This window comes from Psychroserpens sp. SPM9 (genome assembly GCF_025153525.1).
In the GTDB taxonomy this organism is placed as follows: Bacteria; Bacteroidota; Bacteroidia; order Flavobacteriales; family Flavobacteriaceae; genus Psychroserpens.
In genome coordinates, this window is record NZ_JANZNR010000001.1 from 315,458 (window position 1) to 340,265 (window position 24,808).

The 24,808-nt window shown below is 35.5% G+C and carries 22 protein-coding genes; 7 read left to right on the top strand and 15 right to left on the bottom strand.

Features of this window, described 5'->3' with window-relative positions; genetic code table 11:
• Positions 1 to 2 precede the first annotated feature (2 nt).
• The 11 genes from N4270_RS01340 to mraZ all read right to left on the bottom strand — a co-directional run bounded on the left by N4270_RS01340 (position 3) and on the right by mraZ (position 12,252).
• A complete protein-coding gene (locus N4270_RS01340) occupies positions 3 to 722 on the bottom strand; it encodes a cell division protein FtsQ/DivIB (RefSeq protein ID WP_260094996.1) in 720 nt (239 codons plus the stop codon).
• On the bottom strand, positions 712 to 2,064 hold the full coding sequence (murC, locus tag N4270_RS01345; RefSeq protein WP_260094997.1) for a UDP-N-acetylmuramate--L-alanine ligase: 1,353 nt from the start codon (positions 2,062 to 2,064) through the stop codon (positions 712 to 714). The genes N4270_RS01340 and murC overlap by 11 nt, the downstream gene beginning before the upstream one ends.
• Positions 2,065 to 3,159 (bottom strand): undecaprenyldiphospho-muramoylpentapeptide beta-N-acetylglucosaminyltransferase, encoded by a 1,095-nt coding sequence (murG, locus tag N4270_RS01350; protein WP_260094998.1) that lies wholly within the window; start codon positions 3,157 to 3,159, stop codon positions 2,065 to 2,067.
• Entirely contained in the window at positions 3,159 to 4,352 is a 1,194-nt protein-coding gene (locus N4270_RS01355) for an FtsW/RodA/SpoVE family cell cycle protein (RefSeq protein WP_260094999.1), read from the bottom strand. Before N4270_RS01355 ends, murG begins: the two co-directional genes overlap by 1 nt.
• A gap of 100 nt (positions 4,353 to 4,452) precedes the next feature.
• A complete protein-coding gene (gene murD, locus N4270_RS01360) occupies positions 4,453 to 5,784 on the bottom strand; it encodes a UDP-N-acetylmuramoyl-L-alanine--D-glutamate ligase (RefSeq protein ID WP_260095000.1) in 1,332 nt (443 codons plus the stop codon).
• Entirely contained in the window at positions 5,785 to 7,026 is a 1,242-nt protein-coding gene (gene mraY / locus N4270_RS01365; protein WP_260095001.1) for a phospho-N-acetylmuramoyl-pentapeptide-transferase, read from the bottom strand.
• 90 nt (positions 7,027 to 7,116) lie between these two features.
• Entirely contained in the window at positions 7,117 to 8,580 is a 1,464-nt protein-coding gene (locus tag N4270_RS01370) for a UDP-N-acetylmuramoyl-L-alanyl-D-glutamate--2,6-diaminopimelate ligase (protein ID WP_260095002.1), read from the bottom strand.
• Positions 8,580 to 10,529: a penicillin-binding protein gene (locus N4270_RS01375; protein ID WP_260095545.1), complete on the bottom strand. Its 1,950-nt coding sequence runs from the start codon at positions 10,527 to 10,529 to the stop codon at positions 8,580 to 8,582. Before N4270_RS01375 ends, N4270_RS01370 begins: the two co-directional genes overlap by 1 nt.
• Before the next feature lie 58 nt (positions 10,530 to 10,587).
• A complete protein-coding gene (locus N4270_RS01380; protein ID WP_260095003.1) occupies positions 10,588 to 10,905 on the bottom strand; it encodes an FtsL-like putative cell division protein in 318 nt (105 codons plus the stop codon).
• Positions 10,902 to 11,798: a 16S rRNA (cytosine(1402)-N(4))-methyltransferase RsmH gene (gene rsmH, locus N4270_RS01385; protein ID WP_260095004.1), complete on the bottom strand. Its 897-nt coding sequence runs from the start codon at positions 11,796 to 11,798 to the stop codon at positions 10,902 to 10,904. The genes N4270_RS01380 and rsmH overlap by 4 nt, the downstream gene beginning before the upstream one ends.
• A complete protein-coding gene (mraZ, locus tag N4270_RS01390; protein ID WP_260095005.1) occupies positions 11,785 to 12,252 on the bottom strand; it encodes a division/cell wall cluster transcriptional repressor MraZ in 468 nt (155 codons plus the stop codon). Before mraZ ends, rsmH begins: the two co-directional genes overlap by 14 nt.
• Before the next feature lie 297 nt (positions 12,253 to 12,549).
• On the opposite strand from mraZ, the gene N4270_RS01395 reads away from it, so the two are divergent.
• A complete protein-coding gene (locus tag N4270_RS01395; RefSeq protein ID WP_260095006.1) occupies positions 12,550 to 13,314 on the top strand; it encodes an alpha/beta fold hydrolase in 765 nt (254 codons plus the stop codon).
• Between the two features lie 36 nt (positions 13,315 to 13,350).
• The gene (gene yihA, locus N4270_RS01400) at positions 13,351 to 13,959 is read left to right on the top strand and encodes a ribosome biogenesis GTP-binding protein YihA/YsxC (protein WP_260095007.1); all 609 of its coding nucleotides are present in this window, start codon (positions 13,351 to 13,353) and stop codon (positions 13,957 to 13,959) included.
• A gap of 2 nt (positions 13,960 to 13,961) precedes the next feature.
• On the opposite strand, the gene N4270_RS01405 is transcribed toward yihA, so the two are convergent.
• Together N4270_RS01405 and N4270_RS01410 are read right to left on the bottom strand one after the other, a co-directional pair.
• Entirely contained in the window at positions 13,962 to 15,053 is a 1,092-nt protein-coding gene (locus N4270_RS01405; RefSeq protein ID WP_260095008.1) for an ABC transporter permease, read from the bottom strand.
• A gap of 1 nt (position 15,054) precedes the next feature.
• Positions 15,055 to 17,223 (bottom strand): carboxy terminal-processing peptidase, encoded by a 2,169-nt coding sequence (locus N4270_RS01410; RefSeq protein WP_260095547.1) that lies wholly within the window; start codon positions 17,221 to 17,223, stop codon positions 15,055 to 15,057.
• 216 nt (positions 17,224 to 17,439) lie between these two features.
• Here N4270_RS01410 and surE point away from each other — a divergent pair, with 216 nt between their 5' ends.
• From surE to N4270_RS01435, 5 genes are all read left to right on the top strand, one after another.
• Positions 17,440 to 18,219: a 5'/3'-nucleotidase SurE gene (gene surE / locus N4270_RS01415; protein WP_260095009.1), complete on the top strand. Its 780-nt coding sequence runs from the start codon at positions 17,440 to 17,442 to the stop codon at positions 18,217 to 18,219.
• Positions 18,209 to 18,493 carry a hypothetical protein gene (locus tag N4270_RS01420; RefSeq protein ID WP_260095010.1) on the top strand — a complete coding sequence of 95 codons (285 nt, stop codon included), beginning with the start codon at positions 18,209 to 18,211 and terminating at the stop codon, positions 18,491 to 18,493. Before surE ends, N4270_RS01420 begins: the two co-directional genes overlap by 11 nt.
• A 1-nt stretch (position 18,494) precedes the next feature.
• Entirely contained in the window at positions 18,495 to 19,616 is a 1,122-nt protein-coding gene (gene lpxB / locus N4270_RS01425; RefSeq protein WP_260095011.1) for a lipid-A-disaccharide synthase, read from the top strand.
• Between the two features lie 157 nt (positions 19,617 to 19,773).
• The gene (locus N4270_RS01430) at positions 19,774 to 20,292 is read left to right on the top strand and encodes a C40 family peptidase (protein WP_260095012.1); all 519 of its coding nucleotides are present in this window, start codon (positions 19,774 to 19,776) and stop codon (positions 20,290 to 20,292) included.
• A 96-nt stretch (positions 20,293 to 20,388) separates the two neighbouring features.
• The gene (locus N4270_RS01435; RefSeq protein ID WP_260095548.1) at positions 20,389 to 22,368 is read left to right on the top strand and encodes a ComEC/Rec2 family competence protein; all 1,980 of its coding nucleotides are present in this window, start codon (positions 20,389 to 20,391) and stop codon (positions 22,366 to 22,368) included.
• A gap of 8 nt (positions 22,369 to 22,376) precedes the next feature.
• Here the strand turns inward: N4270_RS01435 and N4270_RS01440 are convergent, their stop codons facing one another.
• The gene (locus tag N4270_RS01440; RefSeq protein ID WP_260095551.1) at positions 22,377 to 22,934 is read right to left on the bottom strand and encodes a thioredoxin fold domain-containing protein; all 558 of its coding nucleotides are present in this window, start codon (positions 22,932 to 22,934) and stop codon (positions 22,377 to 22,379) included.
• 85 nt (positions 22,935 to 23,019) lie between these two features.
• Entirely contained in the window at positions 23,020 to 24,804 is a 1,785-nt protein-coding gene (locus N4270_RS01445; RefSeq protein ID WP_260095013.1) for a peptide MFS transporter, read from the bottom strand.
• Positions 24,805 to 24,808: the final 4 nt, after the last annotated feature.

A 24,808-nucleotide genomic window follows, 5' to 3' on the forward strand; every position in this document is an offset into this window, starting at 1 on the left:
ACTTACTTTTTGGTGCAAATCACTTGTTTGTCAAATTTTAAATTCACTAGTTTATAATTATCCAGTGCATCATCTTTCATTGCTTTTTTATAAAACGCTTTAAGATTATTTATTTTTTTATCTAATAATTTTAAAGTTCCTAAATGAATATTAAAATCATGTGATCTAAATTTTAAATCAATGGTTTTATCTTGATTTTGATGAATTTCAACCACATGCTTTGTCAAAAATTCATCGCTTTGAACTTTTTTAGCTACAGCATGTACAATAGCCAAATCATTCTTCTCAATATATCCAGTAACAAGAGGCACTCGTGCAGTATAATTTGTTGATAAAGGCATAAAAGAGCCTGTATCATCAATGTAATAAGATGCATTTGTGCTTACTCTTGCAATAGGTTTTTTCTGTTCAATTTCAGCAGTGATTAAGCCGTCAACACTCATAAACACTTGTGCACGCTTAATCATTGGATTAGAGTTTAGGGCAGATTCTAATTCGTTCAAATCTATAATATCTTTAGGCTTATTCGTAACAGTCTCTTGATTTTGTATTAACAATTTACTAACAGTCTCATGCGTGACAAAAAGATTATCGTCTCCAACAAATTTTATGGCTGGAGTTGCTACTTTTCGTGATGAATTTCTAACTGTAGAAAAGGCACACAAAAACACCACTACCACTAGTAACAATACAACTTTTATGTAGTTATAATTAACTCGCAAGACTCAATGCTTTTTTAATATGTTTTACTTCTTCTCCTATATCTCCTGCTCCAATAGTTAATATGATTGGTGCATCCTGAGATGTTATCGCTTGAATTAATTCAGATTTTTGAACTAATTTTTTATTGTCATTTTTAATTTTTCCTAAGAGCCATTCTGAATTAACCCCTTCAATTGGCAACTCACGTGCCGGATAAATATCTAGCAGAAACACCGCATCAAATTTTGATAAGCTTTCAGCAAAATCGTCGGCAAAATCTTTAGTTCTGCTGAATAAATGCGGTTGAAAAACAGCTAGCACTTTTTTATCAGGATACATTTCTCTAACCGCTTGATGTACCGCGTTAATTTCTTCCGGATGATGTGCATAATCATCGATATACACTAAATCATCGGTTTTAATCTGGTAGGTAAATCTGCGTTTTACACCTTTATAAGATGCTAATCCCTTGGCGAGCTGCGGATGAGGGAGTCCATATTCTACAGACATCGCCAAGGCTATTAATGCATTCGACAGGTTATGTCTACCAGGTAGGCTAAATTTGAAATTTTCCAGTAGTGCATTTGGTGTTTTGACATCAAACACATAACTACCATTTATGATTTTAATATTTTTTACCGAATAATCTGAATCGTCTTCAATACCATAGGTAATTCCTTTGATTGGCAATCCGTTTTTAACGAACAGTTTTCCGTTGGGTTTTATTTTTTTTGAAAAATCTTCGAAAGATTTCACCAGTTCTGAAGCATCACCATAAATGTCCAAATGATCAGCATCCATCGAGGTTATACAAGCAAAATCTGGAGACAAGGTTAAGAATGAACGATCAAATTCATCAGCCTCTACAACTGTAACCTCTGTTCCGTTTAGAATGAGATTAGAATTATAATTTTCGCTAATTCCGCCTAAAAAAGCAGTCACTTCAACATCACAAGCATTTAACAAATGTCCGAGAATACTTGTCGTTGTGGTTTTACCATGTGTTCCTGCAACCGCTAGACAAAATGTTTGTTTTGTAATTTCTCCTAAGACTTGAGATCGCTTTAATACCTCAAATCCGTTCGACATAAAATACGTTAATTCGCTGTGCGACTTCGGAATTGCAGGTGTATATACAATAAGCGTTTTATTTGCGTCTAAAAAACGAGGTTCAATCTGTTTTACATCATCATCAAAATGTATGGCAACCCCTAAATCAACTAAAGCATCAGTAAGATCAGTTTTGGTTTTATCATAACCACCAACCGCCACTCCTTTAGCCATAAAATAACGCGCCAAGGCCGACATACCTATGCCTCCAATTCCTATAAAATAAACGTTATTTAATTGTTCTAATTTCATTTAGCGTTGTAACAGTTTTTCAACTTCGTCTGCGATATCGCTGGTAGCATTAATTAATGCCAGTTGCTTTATATTGGTTCCTAAAGTTTTTCGTTGTTCTGGCGATGCCATTAATGCATCAAAATGGGTTTCAAATTGCGCGTCTAAATCAGACTCTTTTATTAAAATTGCTGCCTCCTTATCGGCAATCGCTTTGGCATTTTTTGTTTGATGATCTTCCGCTACGTTTGGTGACGGAATAAAAATCACAGGTTTCCCAACAACACAAAGTTCAGAAACCGAGCTTGCTCCCGCTCGAGAGATAATAATATCTGCCGCAGCGTAAGCCATATCCATTGTATTTAAAAAGGCATGAACTTGCACATATTCCATGTCATTATAATGCTTGTATTGTTGATAATACAGTTTACCGCATTGCCAAATCAATTGGATATTTTGTGATTGAAAATACGTCAACTTTTCTTCAATAAGCTGATTCACACGTCTTGCTCCCAAACTGCCACCTAAAACCAAAAGTGTATGCTTACTATGAATTAAAGTAAAAGCATCTTTACCTTCGATATGTTTCTGCTCAACATTCAATAAATCCTTACGAATTGGGTTGCCTGTTAATATGATTTTGTCCTTCGGAAAGAACTTTTCTAAACCTTCATAAGCCACACAAATCTTATCGACGTGTTTAGATAACAATTTATTGGTGATCCCTGGATATGAATTTTGTTCCTGAATCAAACTCGGCACACCTTTAGATGTTGCCGTTTTTAATAGTGGTCCACTAGCAAATCCTCCTGTACCAATAACAACATCGGGTTGAAAGGTATTGATGATTTTACGAGACTTGAGCAAACTGGACAAAAGCTTAAGCGGAAACATGAGGTTTTTAAGTGTTAATTTTCGTTGAATGCCAGAAATCCACAATCCTTCAATATCATAACCAGCTTGTGGCACCTTTTCCATTTCCATACGATCTGAAGCACCAACAAATAAGAACTCAGCATCAGGAAAGCGCGATTTTAATTCGTTTGCAATCGCAATCGCAGGATAGATATGTCCACCTGTTCCGCCACCTGATAATATGATTTTATACGTACTCATTAAATTGTTTCACTTAAAATTTCTAATGGATTGTCCTCATTAATTTCCTGTTCTTTTATTTGTTCACGTTTAGCACTTACACTTAATACAATGCCAATCGCCAAGCAGGTCATCCAAATGGATGTTCCACCACTACTAATTAAGGGTAAGGTTTGTCCTGTTACCGGAAACAATTCCACAGCAACAGCCATATTTATGAGGGCTTGAAATATAATAGGCAAGCCAACGCCTAAAACCAGGAGTTTTCCAAAAACTGTATCCGACTTTTGTGATACGATGACGATTCGGAATAATAACCAGGAGTACAGTACGAGCAAAAACAAGCCTCCAATTAAGCCATATTCTTCAATAATAATCGCAAAAATAAAATCGGAAGACGATTGTGGTAACACGTTTTTTTGTCGGCTTTTACCAGGACCCAAACCTTTAATACCACCAGAAGCTATAGCGATTTTAGCATTTTCAATTTGATAATCGGCTTCAGTATCTTCACCATTAGCAAAATTCTCAATTCTACTTGTCCACGTGTCCACACGATTATCCATTAAATTTGGAAACGCTTTAGCCACGAGAATAAATAAAGTTAACGCAACGATGCCACTACCAATAACAATGCCCAAATATTTTATAGGATAGCCACCAATAAACGTTAACATCATCACCATTAAAAAGATAATAGCTGTTGTAGAAAAATTAGCTGGTAATATTAGTATTAACACAAAAAACACGGGTGCCCAAAGTGGTAATAGTGTTTCGACAAAAGTGACGTTTTTATCTTGAATTTTAGACAGGTATCGCGCCACGTAAACCATTAACACCACTGCCGCCAATGTAGAGGTTTGAAATGACATCCCGACAAATGGAATTTGAATCCACCGACTTGCATTAGCGCCTTCGATGGTTGTGCCTTGAAGCATTGTAACGATTAACAAGACGATAACAATAGGAATCATCACCATAGACAATCCTCTAAAATAGCGGTACGGAATTTTATGCACGCCGTACATAATTGCAAAGCCCAAAAAGAGATGCATAAAATGTTTTACAAAAAAGCCAAAGGTATTTCCGGCACCACCAACATAAGCCAAATTACTAGCAGCACTATATACAGGAAGAAATGAGAAAATTGCCAACAATGCAGCAATTGCCCAGATTAATCGATCTCCTTTTATATTTGTAAATAGTGTTTGCATTTTATTTTTAAATCATTCTCATGTTGTCATTCAGAGCAAAGCGATGAATCTAAAAATTAGATTCTTCAGTCGCAACTTCAACTGAATGGCATTTTTATATTTATAAGTTTCTAACAGCGTCTTTAAACTGACGGCCTCTATCTTCGTAATTTTCAAACAAATCAAAACTTGCACATGCAGGCGACAACAATACATTATCTCCAGCTTCAGCCACTTTATAAGCAATTTTAACCGCTTCACTCATAAACTGAGTTTCGATGATAATATCTACCATTCCACCAAAACTTTCAATTAGTTTTTCATTGTCTACACCTAAACAAATGATTGCTTTTACTTTTTCATTTACAAACTGAAAAAGCTCTTTATAATCATTTCCTTTATCAACACCTCCAACAATCCAAACCGTAGGTGCATCCATGCTTTCAAGAGCATAATAAGTAGCATTTACGTTGGTTGCTTTAGAATCGTTGATGTATTCAACTTTATTTATTTTTAAAACATGCTCTAAACGATGTTCTACGCCTTGAAAATTTTCCAAACTCTCTCGTATTGTTTGTTTTCTAATTTTCAGCAAGTGGGCTACTGTCGAAGCAGCCATTGCATTTTTAATATTGTGTTTTCCCTCTAATGCTAAATTTGCTGTTGGCATAATTATCTGATTGTTATCTATTGTTATTTTTATATTGTCTTTATCTAAATACGCACCATTTTCAATAGTTTTTGTTAATGAAAATGGCAATAATGTGGATTGAACAGGATGCGCTTCCAACCAACTGGAAATAACTTCATCATCGGCATCATAGATGAAATAATCGCTTGCTGTTTGGTTGTTTGCAATTCTGAATTTTGAAGCGATATACCTTTCAAACTGATAGTCATAGCGGTCTAAATGATCTGGTGTAATATTGGTCAAAACTGCAATATGCGGCCTAAAGTCAACAATATCATCCAACTGAAAACTACTAATCTCCAACACGTAGTTTGGATAGTCTTGCTCTAAAATTTGTTTTGCAAAACTGTCACCAATATTACCAGCCAAACCCACTTCTATTTCTTGTTTTAACAAGTGATGCGTAAGTGTTGCTGTGGTCGTTTTACCGTTACTTCCTGTAATTCCTACAATGACTGCAGTGGTAAAGTTTGATGCAAATTCAATTTCAGAAACCACGGTGATTCCTTGCGCTCTAATTTGTTTAATAAGTGCAACTTTATCAGGAATTCCCGGGCTTTTCATGACGATATCAGCATTCAGAATTTTATCTTCGGAATGCATTCCATCTTCAAATTCAATCTCATTATGTATAAGAACTTGTTTGTACTTTTCTTTTATTTGTCCTTTATCAGAAACAAATACGGTATAGCCTTTTGCCTTTCCTAAGAGTGCTGTTCCAACTCCACTTTCGCCACCTCCAAGAACTACCAGCTGTTTCATTTATCTTATTTTCAGTGTCACAATTGAAATAATTGCTAGCAGAATTCCTATAATCCAAAATCGCGTCACTATTTTACTTTCATGATATCCTGATTTCTGATAATGATGATGTAAAGGCGACATTTTAAAAATGCGCCGGCCTTCACCATATTTTTTTCTTGTGTATTTGAAATAGCTCACCTGCATCATCACGGATAAGTTTTCGGCTAAAAAGATTCCGCACAACACCGGAATCAACCATTCTTTACGAACTGCAATGGCGATAACTGCTATGATTCCTCCAATAGTCAAACTTCCCGTATCACCCATAAATACTTGAGCCGGATAAGTATTGTACCATAAAAACCCGATTAAGGCTCCAACAAAAGCTGCGATGTATATGGTAATTTCTTCCACTCTGGGGATGTACATGATATCCAGGTATTCTGAAAAAATAATATTACCCGAAACCCATGCGAATATGCCTAATGTAAGCACAATTATCGCCGAAGTCCCGGCGGCCAGACCATCGATTCCATCAGTAAGATTCGCGCCATTTGAAACAGCCGTGATGATAAATATGGAAGCCAGAATAAAAATGACCCAAGCATATTTCTCTAAATCTGGACTGATCCAGGTGATTAAATCGGCATAGTCAAACTCATTAGATTTCATGAAAGGTATCGTCGTTTTTGTCGACTTTTCTTCTTTATCAAACAGCTTAGATGGCGATATATTAGGATCTTGAGCCAGAAGCACTGTTTGCTGGTCTTCAGGCAGTTTTTCTTTAATCGTCACATCACTGTGAAAGTACATCGTTGCTCCTACGATGATCCCTAAACCAACCTGTCCTAAAATTTTAAAACGCCCTTTCAATCCATCTTTATTGTTTTTAAATTTCTTCAAGTAATCATCGATAAACCCAATAATTCCCATCCAAACCGTCGTTACAATAAGTAAAATGATATATACATTTGCGAGCTTTGCCAATAACAATACCGGAATGAGTGTAGCTAAAATGATAATAATTCCACCCATGGTTGGTGTTCCTGCCTTTTCAACCTGACCATCCAAACCAAGATCACGAATGGTTTCTCCAACTTGTTGTCTTTGCAGAAAACGGATAATACGCTTACCAAATATTGTAGAGATGAGTAACGATAAAATTATAGCCACAGCCGCTCTAAAGGTTAAAAACCCAAAAAGAGAGGCTCCAGGAAACTGAAACTCTTGTTCTAAATAATCAAATAGGTAATACAACATATTATTTCTACTATTTTTATACTGCTTTTGATTGGCTAAATACTACTCGCCATTTAAAATTCATCTTTAACATTAAGGGTTTAAACGCACTCATTTTTGCAACTGTTTTAAACACTCCTGAACTATTTTATAATCATCAAAATCAAAGCGTTCTCCTTTAATTTCCTGATAGGTTTCATGACCTTTTCCTGCGATTAGAATGATATCATTTGGATTGGCTAATTGACAGGCTGTTTTAATTGCTTGCTTTCTATCAACTATAGCCAAAGTCTTTTTGAAGTTTTGAGGCTCTACGCCTTTTTCAATATCCTCAATAATGGTTTCAGGTACTTCACTTCTAGGGTTATCACTTGTAAAAATCACCTTAGTACTTAATGCTGAAGCGATATGCCCCATTTTAGGTCGTTTGGTTTTATCACGATCGCCACCACAACCAACTACTGTAATCAATTCTTCATTCGTGGTACGAATACTATTTATAGTTTCCAATACATTTTTTAGAGCATCAGGCGTATGCGCATAATCTACAATAGCGGTAACTTTTTCTTCAGAAATGAGATACTGAAAACGACCACTCACACTTTCCAGCTCACTAATTAGCCTGAGCACTTCCACTTTTTCAAGGCCAAGCAATTCGGCAGCTCCATAAATTGCAGTCACATTATAGGCATTGAAATTCCCGATGAGCTTAGTCCATAATTCACTATCATTGAGTTTTAATAGCAATCCGCTAAATTCATTCTCTAATACTTGCGCCTTATAATCGGCATAAGTTTTAAGCGCATAAGTCAACTTTTTAGCCTGTGTATTTTGCAGCATGACTAATCCGTTTTTATCGTCAATGTTGACTAAGGCAAATGCCTTTTTAGGCAGATGATCAAAGAATGATTTTTTAACATCACGATACTCAGCAAAAGTGTCATGATAGTCTAAGTGATCGTGTGAAAGGTTTGTAAAAATCCCGCCAGCAAAATGCAACCCATCGGTTCTGTGCTGATGGATGCCATGAGAACTTACTTCCATAAAACAAAACTCAACACCTTCATCATTCATCCTCTTTAAATACTTATTAATTGTCAAAGAATCTGGCGTGGTATGTGTTGCTTTATACTCGGTGTTATCAACCATGATCCTAACCGTAGAAAGCAACCCAACTTTATATCCTGCCTTTTTAAATAGCTGATATAATAGTGTGACAATTGTGGTCTTTCCGTTAGTTCCTGTAACACCAACTAATCTTAGGTTTTCTGAAGGATTTCCGTAGAAATTTGCAGCCATAAACGCTAAAGCCTGACTGGCACTTTCGACTTCTATATAAGTAATATTATCGTGTAATTGAGCCGGTAGGGTTTCACATACAATGGTAGTTGCTCCTTTTTCAATAGCCATTTCAATAAAATCATGACCATCAGCCACAACCCCTTTGATAGCCGCAAAGACATCGCCTTTTGATATCTGTCGCGAATCAAAATGCAGTCCGTTAACAACAACACTTGTGCTTCCTGCAACAGCATTAATAGTAACCTTATACAATATGTCTTTTAATTGTAGCATTATGTTCCTAAAACAACTATTTGGTTAGGTTTTACTTTAAGTCCCTGATTTATGGATTGTCTTTTTACTGTTCCTACACCTTCTAATTTTACTTTGAGCCCCATATTCTCTAGCAATGCTAAGGCGTCCATAGTTGGCAGACCTATAACATTTGGCATGATCGTTTTATAGGTTTGTCTTGTTTTATAATACGCTTCATAAGCTTCATCAACATTGGTATTAACAACTTCTAAAGACTCTACTTCATCAATGAGTGGCGTTTCGGTATATATTTTTTGAGCGATTCTTTTAAAAACTGGACCAGACACATCCGCACCATAATAGCCAACACTGGTACTTGGACGATGAATCACTACGATACATGAATATTTGGGGTTATCTGCCGGAAAATACCCAGCAAAAGACGAAATATACCTTGGGTTTTCCTCCCAATCTTTCATCCAATATTCAATTCGGGCGGTACCTGTTTTTCCTGCCATTGAAAAATTTTCGGAGTACATACGCTTTCCTGTACCTCTAACAACTACATTTTTTAGTATGTTACGAATCTCATTTAATGTTTTATCAGAGCATATTTTCTGATTAATAACTTCTTTATCAAAGACTTCAATTTCTCTACTAAACTCTTTAACCGACTTTAAAAACCGAGGCTTCACCATTTCACCATCATTAGCAATAGCATTGTAAAATGCTAAGGTTTGTAGAGGAGTCATTTCTAAACCATACCCATAAGCCATGGATGGCAATGCATTCTTACTCCATTTTTTATGTCCGGGCTCTGGAATATCTGGCTTCCCTTCGCCAATAATCGAAACACCAAGCGTGTTATGGAGATTCCAGCTTTTTATTCGGTTGATAAATTTCTTAGGTTGATTTGCATAATTATCATCGATGAGTGTAGCCAAACCAATATTTGAAGACACCTCTAAAGCACGTGCCGCAGAAATCTTTCCGTAGCCACCTCTTTTAGAATCATGAATATTGTATTTATAAAATCGTTTAGTTCCATTTTTTGTATCCACTACTGTAGATGTGTCGATAACTTTATCCTCAAGCGCAGCCATTAAAGCCATGACTTTAAATGTAGAACCAGGCTCGTGACTTTCACCAACGGCATAATTAAGGCGTTCGTAATAATTTCCGTTTTTATTGCGACCTAAATTAGAAATTGCTTTGATCTCACCTGTTGCAACATCCATCACCACAGCACAACCATGTTCTGCCTCATATTTTTCTAACTGCCCCAATAAAGAATGATGCGCAATATCCTGAATATTAACATCAATAGTCGTATAGACATCATAGCCATCTTGAGGTTCGACTTGGTTATAATCTACAATAGGCTTCCATTGGCCATTTCCAATTTTTTGCTTCAATCGTTTTCCATTCGTACCTCGCAAATATTTGACTCCAAAAGCACCATCGATACCAGGTCTGGTTACGTTTCCGTCTTCATCAACTTTATCATACCCAATAGTTCGTTCAGCAATTCCTCCCATTGGATGTTCACGTCTAGTCGTTTGCTCTACTATGAGTCCGCCTCGAATCGCACCAAGCTCCAACATAGGAAAGTTTCGTATTCTTATATAATCTGAATAACTAATATTACGAGCCAAGAGAAAGTATCGGTTCTTGTTAAGACGTGCTTTTTTAATTGTATTTAGATGATAACTAGATGGTTTTCCTGTGTATTTTGAAAGTGAATCAGATAAAGGTTTTATCAATTCATTAAAAACTTCTTGCTTTGGTTGCATCGCGTCAATACGAATATCGTACTTAGGAATTGAGGTTGCTAACAAGCTGCCATCAGCAGAATACACATTACCTCTGTTAGCAGGAATATCAAAATTTTTCTCCGTTCGTTGCTGTGCCAAACTTCTGTATTCATCCCCTTGAATAAACTGAATACTACACAGCTTAAACACAACAGCTAGTGCGAAGACAAACATACTGCCAGCCACGAAATACAATCTGTTTAATATGTTAGTTTCGGTTGTTGCCACGTTATCAATCCTGTGATTTAACTTTTATTTTTTTTGGCGGAATCTCTGATATTTTAATTCCTTTTTCTGCTACTTTTTCTATGATTGACGATTCCATTTTAAGTCTCATCAATTTTGAGCGTCCGTCAACAAATGATGACCTCAACTCTTTTGCTTCATTTTTTAATCGAGCAATCTCATACACTTTTTGATCGGCACTATGAGAACTTGCTATCATTATAATTGCTAATACTGAAATAAATATGATAACCCTCCAGTTTTTAAAGGAGTCATCACTGACTAAAAATTTACCTCTTAAAACGCTGTAAATATTCTTTTTCATAACTTCTCAGCGATTCGCAATTTTGCGCTTCTTGCCCTATTATTTAATTTTATTTCCTCTTTAGTTGGCACTATCAAACCTCCAACTTTTTTGAGCGGAACTTCGAAATTCCCAAAGACATCACGCTCTGGCTCACCTTCAAACAAACCGTTTCTTATGAAACGTTTTGCTAAACGGTCTTCTAAAGAATGATACGATATCATGCTCAACCTTCCGCCTTTAACTAAAATCTCTGGTGTTTGCAGCAAAAACTCTTTTAAAGCTTCTATCTCCTGATTCACTTCGATTCGAATCGCCTGATAAATTTGCGCTAACACTTTATTTTCTTTTTTATGATTTAAAAACCGTTTAAGTACAGCCTTTAATTGTTCACTTGTTTTAATTGGTTCATCACGTCGCGCTTCTACAATATCTCTTGCCATTGCTGGCGCTTGTCTCAGTTCGCCATATTGAGATAATACACGCTTAATTTGCTCCTCTTCATAATCGTTAACTACATGATAAGCCGATAAGCTATCATCCTGATTCATTCGCATATCTAAGTCGGCTTCAAAACGCGTTGAAAATCCGCGTTCAGCAACATCAAACTGATGAGATGATACACCAAAATCGGCCAGAATACCATCAACTTGTTTAGCGCCATAGAATCTTAAAAAACGTTTGATATATCTAAAATTCTCATTAATCAATGTGAAGCGTTCATCATCAATTGTATTTAAAAGAGCATCTTTATCTTGATCAAAAGCAAACAATTTTCCTTTTGCGCCCAGATGTTTTAATATTTCTCTGCTATGACCACCACCTCCAAAAGTGACATCGACATAAATTCCGTCAGGTTTTATATTTAAACCTTCAACCGTTTCCTTGAGTAAAACTGGGTTATGATATTCCATCGTCATCGTCTTGTCCCATAACTTCTTCAGCTAAATCAGCAAAATCTCCAGTAGCATCATCAATAGCTTGTTCATACTTGTCTTTATCCCAAATTTCAATGATGTTAATTGCTGAAGCCACAACGATATCTTTTGTAATTCCGGAGAAAGCCACCAGATCTTTTGGGATTAACAATCGTCCCGCAGCATCCACCTCAACTTGCTTTAATCCAGCCGTGAAACGTCGAATAAAGTCATTGTTTTTCTTTTTAAAACGATTGAGTTTATTCACTTTTTGCATTAGCAACTCCCACTCACTCATTGGATACAACTCCAAACACGTTTGAAATACAGCACGTTTCAATACAAACCCATTTTGCAACATAGGAAGCAACTGCTTTTTAAGCGCAGCAGGAAGCATAAGCCTTCCTTTGGCATCCACTTTACATTCGTATGTTCCGATTAAAGGGTTCAAAATGATTGATTTACTTAGAGTAACGATTAAGATTCAAATATATTGAAAAATTTACCACTATTTACCACGTTATCCCACTTTTGTTGATAAATTTATATTTGAATGATTTTTAAACCCGAAAAAAAATCGCGAAAAGTTGTCTAAATTATTTATTATCAGCATAATAAGTTCTTAATATGTCATCCCATTCCTTTTGTTAACATCTTAAAAAGAACTAAGGCTAGTCTAAATAAATATTATACGATTCTTTTCATGGAATTACCTATATTTGTTTTTATCAAAATGACTAACTAATACATGGCGCACCGATTAAAAAAGGAAAAAGATTACAGTTATATTGAAGTTGGAGAAGGCACACCAATCATTGTGCTTCATGGATTAATGGGTGGATTAAGTAATTTTGATGCGGTCACTGATTTTTTTAGCCAAAAAGGCTATAAAGTATTAATTCCTGAACTTCCAATATACACGATGTCGCTTCTCAAAACGAATGTAAAGAGCTTTGCAAAGTACTTACATGACTTTATAGAATTTAAAGGCCTCGATCAAGTTATTTTACTTGGAAATTCACTTGGTGGCCATATCGGTTTATACCACACAAAGCTTTATCCGGAAAAAGTAAAAGCACTGGTTATCACTGGGAGTTCTGGATTATATGAAAGTGCCATGGGAGGTGGTTACACCAAACGTGGCGATTACGAAGTCATAAAGAAAAAAGCACAAGATGTGTTTTACGATCCTGCTGTAGCGACCAAAGCTATTGTTGATGAAGTTTACGAAACTGTTAACGACCGAAATAAACTTATAAAAACCTTAGCAATTGCCAAAAGTGCAATTAGACACAACATGGCTAAGGATTTACCGAAAATGGACTTACCTGTTTGTATTATTTGGGGAAAGAATGATACTGTAACACCTCCAGAAGTTGCCACGGAATTTAATGAACTTTTACCTGATTCTGATTTATTTTGGATTGACAAATGCGGACATGCAGCTATGATGGAGCATCCTGAAGAATTCAATGAAATTCTTAATGACTGGCTTAAACAAAGAGGCTTTTAAGTTTTTGAATTTCTAAAACTTTAAAAAATCAATAAAATGGTTATTAAAACTGCTGAATTTGTAATAAGCAATTCTGATGTGGATAAATGTCCGAAAGATCAGCTACCTGAATATGCGTTTATAGGTCGGAGTAATGTTGGAAAATCGTCTTTAATCAACATGCTGACCAATCATAAAAATTTAGCTAAAATATCTGGAAAGCCAGGAAAAACGCAGTTAATCAATCATTTTTTAATTAATAAAGAATGGTTTTTAGTTGACTTACCAGGCTATGGTTATGCGCGCGTCTCTAAAACAACCAAAAAGAAGTTTCAGAAGTTTATTACCAATTATTTTGAAAAGAGACGACAATTAGTCTCTGCTTTTGTATTGGTTGACGTGAGACATGAACCTCAAAAAATTGATTTGGAGTTTATGGAATATCTAGGTGTTAATCAAATTCCGTTTTCAATCATTTTTACTAAAGCCGATAAACTCAAACCAAAGGCAATAGAACGCAATGTTGATGACTATTGCAAAGAACTTCTTAAAACCTGGGAAGAAACCCCAAATTACTTCATTACCTCTTCATCAAAAGCTATTGGAAGGGACGAAGTTTTACAATTTATAACAGCTACAAACTCAGAGATTGAAGCGATGCGTTAGGGCTACGATTTCACATCAAGAGCATCACGTAAAGCATTTCCAACGAGCATAAAAGCCATCACTAAAATCATGATGCACAGCCCCGGAATTAGTGCCAGATAAGGTTTCCCTAAGATGATATAATTATAATGATCTTTTATCATGGCTCCCCAACTTGACATTGGTGGTTGCGCGCCTATACCCAGAAAACTCAAACCACTTTCTATTAAAATAGCTGCTGCAAAATTAGCGGCGGATATTACTATAATTGGCGCCATGATATTAGGCAGAATATGCTTTATAATAATTCTTGAATCTTTAAACCCTAAAGCGCGAGCTGCGGTGACATATTGCATTTCTTTGGCACTAATAATTTGACCTCTTACAACTCTGGCAACTTCAACCCACATGGTTAAACCTACAGCTATAAAGACCTGCCAAAAGCCTTTTCCCAAAGCTAAAGTAATTGCAATAACTAAGAGTAACGTTGGGATTGACCAAGTCACGTTGATAACCCACATAATAAACGCATCTACTTTTCCGCCGTAATAACCAGCGATGCTTCCCATAAAGATTCCGATAACCAATGAGATAAAAACAGCGATAAAACCGATAGAAAAAGATATTCTGGAACCTATTAAAATTCTGCTCAATAAATCACGTCCGTATTTGTCGGTTCCCCAGAGAAACGTTTTATCTTCAACATAAACATCATCCCGATTTTTGTAGGTCGATAAATCTACACTCTTTTCAACACCAACAAGACCATCAGCAGCATATTGAGTATAGGTTAGCTCATCATTTGAGATTGTATATTCAGAAATAGGGATTTCTATATCTGTTGAAGTTTTCCCAAATAACAGTTCCGAAAAACGGGATTGATCTGCTGTATTTTGAGAAGGCAAGTGTAGCATTTGGACTTTAAATCCGGGACGCTGAGAATGAATCGACAAATGCATTTGATTGGCATTTTGAGAATCGTCTGGAGCAATCACATAAGCCAAAAGCGACATAACACCTATAGAAACGATAAGCCAAAAACTCAAAACGCCCCAAAAGTTCTTTTTAAACTTTCGGAGCGCTAATTGTGTTAATGAGTCACTTTTATTACTCATTTTAATTTTTTACAGATGTCGCCACTTTTTTAATTTCGTAAGTCATTTTCAAATCGTTTAACACATTAAGTGCTTCTTCAATATAAACATCCTTACTTAAACTAGCATGCCAACGGTCTCTTTTTTCTTTTAAGATTGAATCTTTACTCATCAATTCAACTTCATAAGGCAAAGAAGTAAATGTTAAGTTTGTCTTATAATCTGAAAGTTTTTCAAAACGTTTAGATTCTTGTTCGTTTGCCTCTAAAGCTTTTTTATACTCTTCATAGTTTAAAGAATAAATTTCTCTATCTCTAATTTTCTTAACCCATTGCGCATTGGCATCAATTAACTTTAATTGTTCATTATTAGCCATACGTGCTTTACTCTTAGCGATAGTAGTGTCATAATCGTAATAACTTCCCCACAGCTTATAATCGACTGGATCAATTTTATCCCATTCTAATGGGTTTTCTTGATCCTTTTCTCCAATATTGATGTAGCTATAGCGATCTGGGACAACCACATCACTTTTAACACCTTCTAACTGCGTAGAACCTCCATTAATTCTGTAGAATTTTTGAGTAGTAAATTTCAGTGCTCCCATGTCACCATTGCTGCTCTGCCTAACCATGCGGTTTAAATCCAGTACGTTTTGCACTGTTCCTTTTCCGTAGGTTTGCTTACTTCCTATAACAATAGCTCTCTTATAATCTTGCATTGCTGCGGCTAAAATTTCGGAAGCTGATGCCGATAATTCATTAACTAAAATCACTAAGGGTCCATCCCAAACGATAGACTTGTCTTTATCTTTTAAAACTTCTTTAGCTTCTCCGGCTGTTTTTACCTGAACGATTGGACCATCCTCAATGAATAATCCGCCCATATCTACAACTGTTTGAAGCGACCCTCCTCCATTATTTCTTAAATCGAGTACCAAACCTTCAACACCTTCAGCTTTGAGTCTTTCAATTTCTTTTTTGATATCAGAAGCTGCATTTCGCTTGTTGTAATCTTCAAAATCCACATAGAATTTAGGCAAGTTAATCACCCCAAATTTCTTATCATCTTTAATTACTGTTGATGATTTCGCATAGGTTTCTTCTAACTCAACAATATCTCTCGTGATAGTAATATCTTCTATTGTACCATCAACTTTCTTCAAGGTAAGGGTTACATCTGTGCCTTTAGGCCCTTTGATAAACTTAATCGCATCATCAAGTCGCATGCCTACAATTTTAATGCCTTCGGCTTCGTCTTCTTGGCGAACTTTAATAATTTGGTCACCAACTTCCAGTTTATTTTGTCTCCAGGCAGGACCACCACTTATAATTTCATTAACGGTAATAGCATCCATTTTCTTCTGAAGTCTAGCGCCAATTCCTTCGAAATTACCAGACATAGCCACATCAAAACGGTCTTTATCTTCTGGTGCAAAGTAGAAGGTATGCGGATCAAATTCCTCAACAATAGCATTGATATATACCGAGAACCAATCTTTACGTTGTCTGTCATCAATAAAATCGTAGAGCTCATCTAATGATTTTTGGGTTGCTAAACGCGCTTCTTTTTCTAAATCAGATTTAGATTTTGAAACGATTGAATTCTCTTCTTTATCTTCAGAAAATGCTTTAGACGGCAAATTTTGCTTTTTTGCCTGCTCTTGATCGCTCAATAAATCATCATAATTAGCAATAGTCGAAAATTTCAGTTGCTGTCTCCAACGTTCTTTCATTTCCTTTTTAGAATTGACATAGCTCAGTTTTTCATAGTCTGTAGAAAATTCTTCAGCTACTGAAAAATCAAAAGATTCAGACAGTACATCTTTGTACATGGCTTTAGACTCTTCAATTCTTTGTAACAACCTATCATGTGTCAAATTAAAAAACGCAATATCATAAGCTTTTATTTGATCGTCTAATTGCATTTTATAGGCTTCAAACTCTTTAATATCAGAAGCATAAAAATAACGCTTAAACGGATCTAATTGTTCTAGATAGTCTGTAAAAACAGCTTCAGAAAAATTATCATTAAGGTCTTGCGGATTAAAATGTCCTTGTTCTAAAACATAAGTAATAAGCTGTATTAAGAGCTTATCTTTATTTGGGTCTTCAAACTTTTTGGTCGTAAAACTGCATGAGGCAAAGGCTAAAAGCAATACTAATAGCGGCAGTTTATAATTCCTCTTCATCATATTTATCATATTTTTTTAATGTAAAATGTAATTGAAACTTAATAAATTAGGTATCCATATACACTGTAGATAATTTACATAATTTCTACTAAAGTAGTAGAAAAAATCATGCCAATAAAAAAGCAAGCTAATAAATTTTTGTTAAACCTCTATTTATAGGAATTTCAAGCGTGTTTATGTATTTTAGCAATGCAAACTAGCTTACACTTTATTATGCCAAAAAAGCCTCTTATATTAGTTACTAATGATGACGGAATCACAGCACCAGGTATTAGAACTTTAATTAAAGTTATGAATACCATTGGAGATGTTGTTGTTGTTGCTCCCGATAGTCCTCAAAGTGGTATGGGGCATGCCATTACGATAAACTCAACCTTACATATTGAAAAAGTCACGATAGATGATGGTCCTCAAGAAGAATACAGCTGCTCTGGAACGCCTGCAGATTGCGTAAAACTTGGGGTTAGAGAAATATTAGACCGAAAACCTGATTTGTGCGTTTCAGGCATTAATCACGGCTCGAATTCTTCAATTAACGTTATTTATTCTGGAACAATGAGTGCTGCAATCGAAGCTGGTATAGAAGGCATTCCTGCGATTGGATTTTCACTATGCGACTACAATTGGAGTGCCGATTTTAAGCCTTGTAAGCCTTATATTAAAACTATAGCAAAGCAAGTTTTAAAACACGGTTTGGATAGCGGAACTGTTTTAAATGTTAATTTTCCGAAATCCGATAAAAAAGAGATTAAAGGCATAAAAATTTGCAGGCAAGCTCGTGCCAACTGGGAAGAAGAATTTGACAAACGTCAAAACCCCTATGGAAAAGATTATTATTGGCTAACCGGAAAGTTTGTCAACTTAGATCATGGGGAAGACACAGACGAATGGGCTTTAGCGCATTATTATGCTTCGGTTGTTCCTATTCAATTTGATTTAACCGCGCACCAAAGTATTCAGTATTTAAACACATGGAATTTAAATGAAAAATAAACATATCATATTAGGCATCATCATAGGGTTAGTAGCAAGTACTCTCGGATTACTTTTGGTTTTATTGTTTTTTGGGACAGGAAACTCGTTACCCGATTCCTTAGAAATTGCAATCAATCAAGGCGTATTTACTAAATTGATGAGTATGGGTGCGATTTTAAACCTCGCTGCATTTTTTCTGTTTATAAAAAGAAAAGAAGATGCACGAGCGCAAGGCGTACTTATTGCCACTGTAATTGTTGCCTTAATAACATTAATTATCAGATTTATATAACGTGAAATATTACATTATCGCTGGCGAGGCCTCTGGAGATTTACACGGTTCTAATCTAATGAAAGCATTACAACAACAAGATGTCAATGCAGCATTTAGATTTTGGGGTGGCGACTTAATGCAAGGGGTTGGAGGCACATTAGTAAAGCACTACAAAGAACGTCAGTTTATGGGGTTTGCTGAAGTGATTACCAACCTTAGAAAAATTCTCAGTCTGATTAAATTTTGTAAAAGTGATATTGAAACTTACCAACCCGATGTTATCATCTTTATTGACAACTCTGGTTTTAATCTCCGAATAGCCAAATGGGCAAAAGAAAAAAACTTTAAAACCCATTATTATATTTCACCTCAGGTTTGGGCATCCAGAGCCAGTCGTGTTGAAAAAATCAAACGTGATGTAGATGCTATGTATGTGATTCTTCCGTTTGAAAAAGAATTTTACAGCACTTATAATTATGATGTACATTTTGTAGGTCATCCGCTTATTGATGCCATTGCAGATAGAACGCAGGTTGACGAATATAAATTTAGAGAACAGTACGAACTAAATAGTAAACCTATTATAGCCTTACTTCCTGGAAGCAGAAAACAGGAAATCACCAAAATGCTTGGCGTTATGCTTAGTGTGGTTGATGATTTTTCTGATTATCAATTTGTGATTGCTGGTGCTCCTAGTCAGGATTATAGTTTTTACAAACCTTTTATCAAACAAAATAATGTAGCTTTTATAGCTAATAAAACTTATGATTTGCTTAGTGTTTCTACAGCAGCATTAGTCACTTCTGGAACAGCCACTTTAGAAACCGCTTTATTTAAAGTCCCTCAAGTGGTTTGTTATAAAGCGAATTCTATTTCATATCAAATTGCAAAACGCATTATCACTCTTAAATATATTTCTTTGGTTAATTTAATTATGGATCGTGAAGTTGTCACGGAACTGATTCAAGCTGATTTAAACACCAAACGTCTTAAAAAGGAACTTCACAACATTTTAGACGAAAACCAACGTATTAAATTCTTTATAGAGTATTACGATTTGGAAAAAAAGCTCGGTGGAAAAGGTGCAAGTAGAAAAGCTGCAGAATTAATTTACCAAAGCCTTCAAACCAAACATAAATAACACCATAAAGTAAGACTTAAACTAGAGTTGCTTTCAGAATTAGATCTACATCACATCGCTAATTCTGAAATGTTGTAAATAAGATTGTTGAAAACCCAAACGTTATCCTTATACTAAACTCTAAGAAATCTATATTTTTAGGCATAATTTCCTACCTATGAAAAACATTATTTTGCTTTTAATCTTAGCCATTAGCTTTACGAATTGTAAATCGTCAAAGCGCATTGTAACTAAAAAGACTAAAACAACTAAAACAACGACTCGAAAGTCGGCACCTACCACAGCCAGTACAAAAACCATTGAGAACATTATAGATTATGCTAAAACTTTTGAAGGAACACGCTATAAGTATGGCGGCACAACCAAAAGAGGTATGGATTGCTCTGGATTAGTAGTTACAGCATTTAGTAAAGAAAATATCATACTACCACGTACCACAAGCGATTTGTCAAAACGTGGTGAATGGATTGACGTAAAAGAAGTCCAAGAAGGCGATTTATTGTTTTTTGCTACCAAAAAGAACAGCCGTAAAGTCAACCATGTTGGCATTGTTTCAAGCGTTAGACCTGGATATGTAGAGTTTATACATTCTACTACAAGTCGTGGTGTTATTACTTCAAAATTATCTGAACGCTATTGGTATCAGGCCTATGTTCAAGCCCGACGCGTAATGTAGTTTATTTTCTATATATAGAATATTTACTATATTAAGAGCGTGAAACCTCTTAATTTTATAATCATCAAACTCACACTTTGCTTTACACTTGGCATTGTGTTGTCCTATTACTCTTCTATAAGCAGAAACACCTTATTCATTTGTATTTGTAGTGCTCTCGCCCTATTTGTCTGTTCTTTTATAATAGCCAATCGTCAATTGAAAAAGAGCATTTGGTTTGGACTTGCTGCCTATGTATTTATGATGAGCCTTGGAGCGTTAACACTTCAGCTTCATCATGAAAAAAACCATAAAAATCATTATACCAAATTAGTAGCTTCAGAAAACAATCAGCCAAAAACAATCATTTTTAAAATCCGCGAGCAGCTTAAACCATCTTTGTATTACAACAAATATATTGCAGAGCTCATCAGCATCGACAATAAATCAGTTACTGGCACCACCTTGCTTAACATCACTAAAGACAGTATTAACAAAGTGTTGACTATAGATGATGTCCTCTTGACTTATGCAGAATTCAAACCCTTACCATTACCTTTAAATCCGAATCAATTTAATTATAAAGCCTATTTAGAAAAACAGGATATTCACCATCAGCTCGTTATAGAACCCGCTTCATTATTAACTATAAATTCAGAACCACACACCATAATTGGCTATGCTTCCATATTGCGGAATACAATAAACAAACAACTTATAACCTATAACTTCAAAGCCGATGAGCTAGCCATAATTAATGCCCTTTTGCTTGGTCAGCGTCAAGATATGAGTAAAGATCTGTATGAGCATTATGTCGATGCAGGAGCTATTCATATTCTGGCCGTTTCAGGATTACATGTTGGTATTATATTACTATTACTCAACCAAACCCTTCGACCTATAGAACGATATAAAAGAGGAAAATTTATTAAGGTTGTTATCATTCTTATGCTATTATGGTCCTTTGCGGTTATAGCCGGACTTTCGGCATCGGTTACCAGAGCTGTTACGATGTTTAGTATTGTTGCTATTGCGATGCATTGGAAACGCACAACCAATATTTACAACACATTAGCAATTTCAGTGTTAATGCTTTTAATATGCAAACCCATGTTTGTGTTTGATGTTGGATTTCAAATGAGTTATCTGGCTGTTTTGGCTATCGTAAGCATTCAACCACTACTAGCGAAGTTGTGGCAGCCACGCTGGAAAGTTATCAATTATTTCTGGCAGATATTAACTGTTACCTTAGCAGCTCAATGCGGAGTCGTTCCTATAAGTTTATACTATTTCCATCAATTTCCAGGTCTATTTTTCATTTCCAATTTAGCCATCATTCCTTTTTTAGGTATTCTCCTTGGGCTTGGTATTCTAGTGATTGTTCTAGCGCTATTGAATAGCCTTCCGGAACTACTCGCGACGCTCTTCGGAACCATGATTGCCTGGATGAACTGGATTGTTAATTGGGTTGCAAAGCAAGATGTTTTTCTACTGAAAAATATTTCCTTTGAACTCCCTCAGGTACTGGTTTCGTACCTATTACTTATAACGACTGTTTTAGCGATTAGAAAACGGACCGCTAAGCGGATGTCATGGGTATTAATTAGTCTTATTATGGCACAAGCTACCGGATTAATATTGAACCATAAAAATGCAAATCAAGCATTTACTATTTTCCATAAAAGCAGATCCAGTATTTTAGGTCATAAGGTAGATTCTGAGCTGACTATATATCACAATGTTGATACCAGTACAATTTCAAACAGCCAAATAATCACCAATTATTCGGTGGGAAATCATATTTCTAAGCTGAATCAAGAGGTATTACATTCGGTGTTTATTTTTCAGAATAAAACGATACTTGTGATAGATAGTTTAGGTGTTTACAATATAAAATCCTTTAAGCCAGATTATGTTCTGCTGCGAAACTCTCCAAGAATTAATTTAGAACGGATGATCGATTCTATTCAGCCTAAATTTATCATTGCCGATGGCAGTAACTACAAATCCTATATCAAACGCTGGGAACTAACCTGTGTTAAACGACAACTCCCTTTTCACCAAACTGGCAAAAAGGGAGCGTTTATCATTAAGTAAGTTGTATATTACTCTTGAAACTCAGGCTTGAATGCTTTGTAATAGGCATTAAATTGCTCCTGAGTTGTGATGTCTTTATAGTCATCTGTATGAAATAACTTGAGGTATAGCTCGATTTGTCTCGGTTTCATATACCCGCTTATAGGTTGTATTTTCTCACCTTTTTCGTCAAAATAAACGATGGTTGGATAAGCTCTAATCCCTAACACACGAGTTAATTCGTGCGCACCATTGCGACGATTTTTTAATTCTTCCTTATAGTTAGGATTGGTGTAATTTTTTCCTTTATAGCTAACTTCAGAATTCCCTTCACCATTAAACTTTACTGCATAATAGTTTTTATTGATGTACTCCACAACATCTTTATTGCGAAAAGTATTTTTATCGAGCATTTTACATGGACCACACCAATTTGTATAGACATCCATCATAATTTTTTTAGGCTTTTTCTTTTGTGCAGCCAACGCTTCTTCAAAAGTCATCCAGTTAATTTCTAGCGATTGTGCGATAACAGTACTTGATGATAACAAGGCTACTGCTAATATTAAAACTATTTTCTTCATAATCTGATTTGTTGCAAAAGTTATTCCGAACTTACAAAAAATGCTCCTAATCAGGAGCATTTTGCGTTATTTTAACGATTTTATTCGATTATCGTACACCATGCATTAATCTTTTTAGCACAGGATTAAGCACCATTGAAACAAGACCAACAGCTGCGGGAACCAAAGTAAAGATTAAAAAAAACGTACTTAGTGAGTGCTCTTCAGTGATTTTATCAATCATTCCTCCCATTTTTCCTGCCGATTTTTGACCAATTGCAATTGCCAAATACCAAATACCAAACATAAAACCAATCATACGACCAGGAACCAATTTACTTAGGTAAGATAAGCCTACAGGTGATATACATAATTCACCCATAGTATGGAACAAATAAGCCAAGATTAAAAATATCATACTTACAGAGGCTGTTTTGGCGCCTTGAGGAATACCCATAGTACCAAACACTAATATCCCAAACCCTAAGCCTAATAGAATAAGTCCGATCCCATATTTCATGGCAGCACTTGGGTTGTATTTGCTTTCCCACCACCTTGAAAAAAAAGGTGCCAGTGTGATGATAAAGAAGGAGTTTAATATTCCAAACCATGATGCAGGTACTTCGGTAGCATCTTTACTAAATTCGTTATTTACTTTATAAAACACAACGTACCATAAAAAAACGAAGGTAAGCGCTAGTATGATATTTGAATAAGGAATTTTTTTATACGTCTTTTTGAATAATAAATATAATACCCAAGTAATAATTGCTAATGGGACTACCGTTAGAATCAAATCTATGATTTTGAAAATTGTTGCTGAATTACCTGTAAGTGCACGTTCAGTATAATCACGAGCAAATAAGGTCATCGATCCAAGCGATTGCTCAAAAGCAGCAAAAAAGAAAACTGTAAAAACACCAAAAACAGACACAGCAATAATTCGATCTCTGACGATTTTTGAATACCTCGAAATTCTTGAAATTATTAAAAATAAAAACAAAGCTAATGCTACTAAGATAGTAACATTAGAACCATTCATATCTCCAATAGAAAACGGTAAAAGATCAACATCTCCTATAATTGACAACGGATCATTAAAAAGGTAAAGTAAACCACCTAAGGAGGATAAAACAATTAGGATCTTATCTAAAGTTGTAAACGGATTTAACTTTTCAGCATCATCGTCTCTAATATGTGCTTTCGGACTCTCTTCATTAATGTTTTGCGGCAATTCGACTTCATGTATTTTAGTGGGTCTTTCTCCAATTTGACCAAATAAGTCTTTCGCTAACCAAAACTGAATTAATCCTAACAACATAAATATTCCAGCCAAACCAAAGCCATAACTCCAGCCTATATTTTCGGCTAAATAACCACAAAGCATCATTCCAAAAAAGGCTCCTGCATTTACACCCATGTAATAAATGGTATAAGCGCCATCTTTTTTGGATTCTTTGCCTTTATACATTTCAGATATCATCGAGGTCATATTCGGCTTAAAAAATCCAGTTCCGATGATTAATAAAGCAAGACCTAAATACAAGGACCAAGGTGTTTCAAATACCATTGCAGCATGCCCTAGCATCATGATAAAGCAACCAATAATTACTGCCCATTTATAGCCTGTAAATTTATCGGCAAGCCAACCACCAACTATTGGTGTTAAATATAATAAAGCACCGTAAGTTCCAATGAGTGATAAGGCATGTTCACGTGGCCAGTCCCATCCAGGGTTATCACTAATAATTGGAGCTGTAAGGAAAAGCACCAAAAGAATTCGCATTCCATAGAACGAAAAACGTTCCCACATTTCTGTGAAAAATATCACAAACAATCCAGCTGGATGCCCAATAACTTTGTCTTTAAATAGATTTTCAATATCTGTACTCATAGGA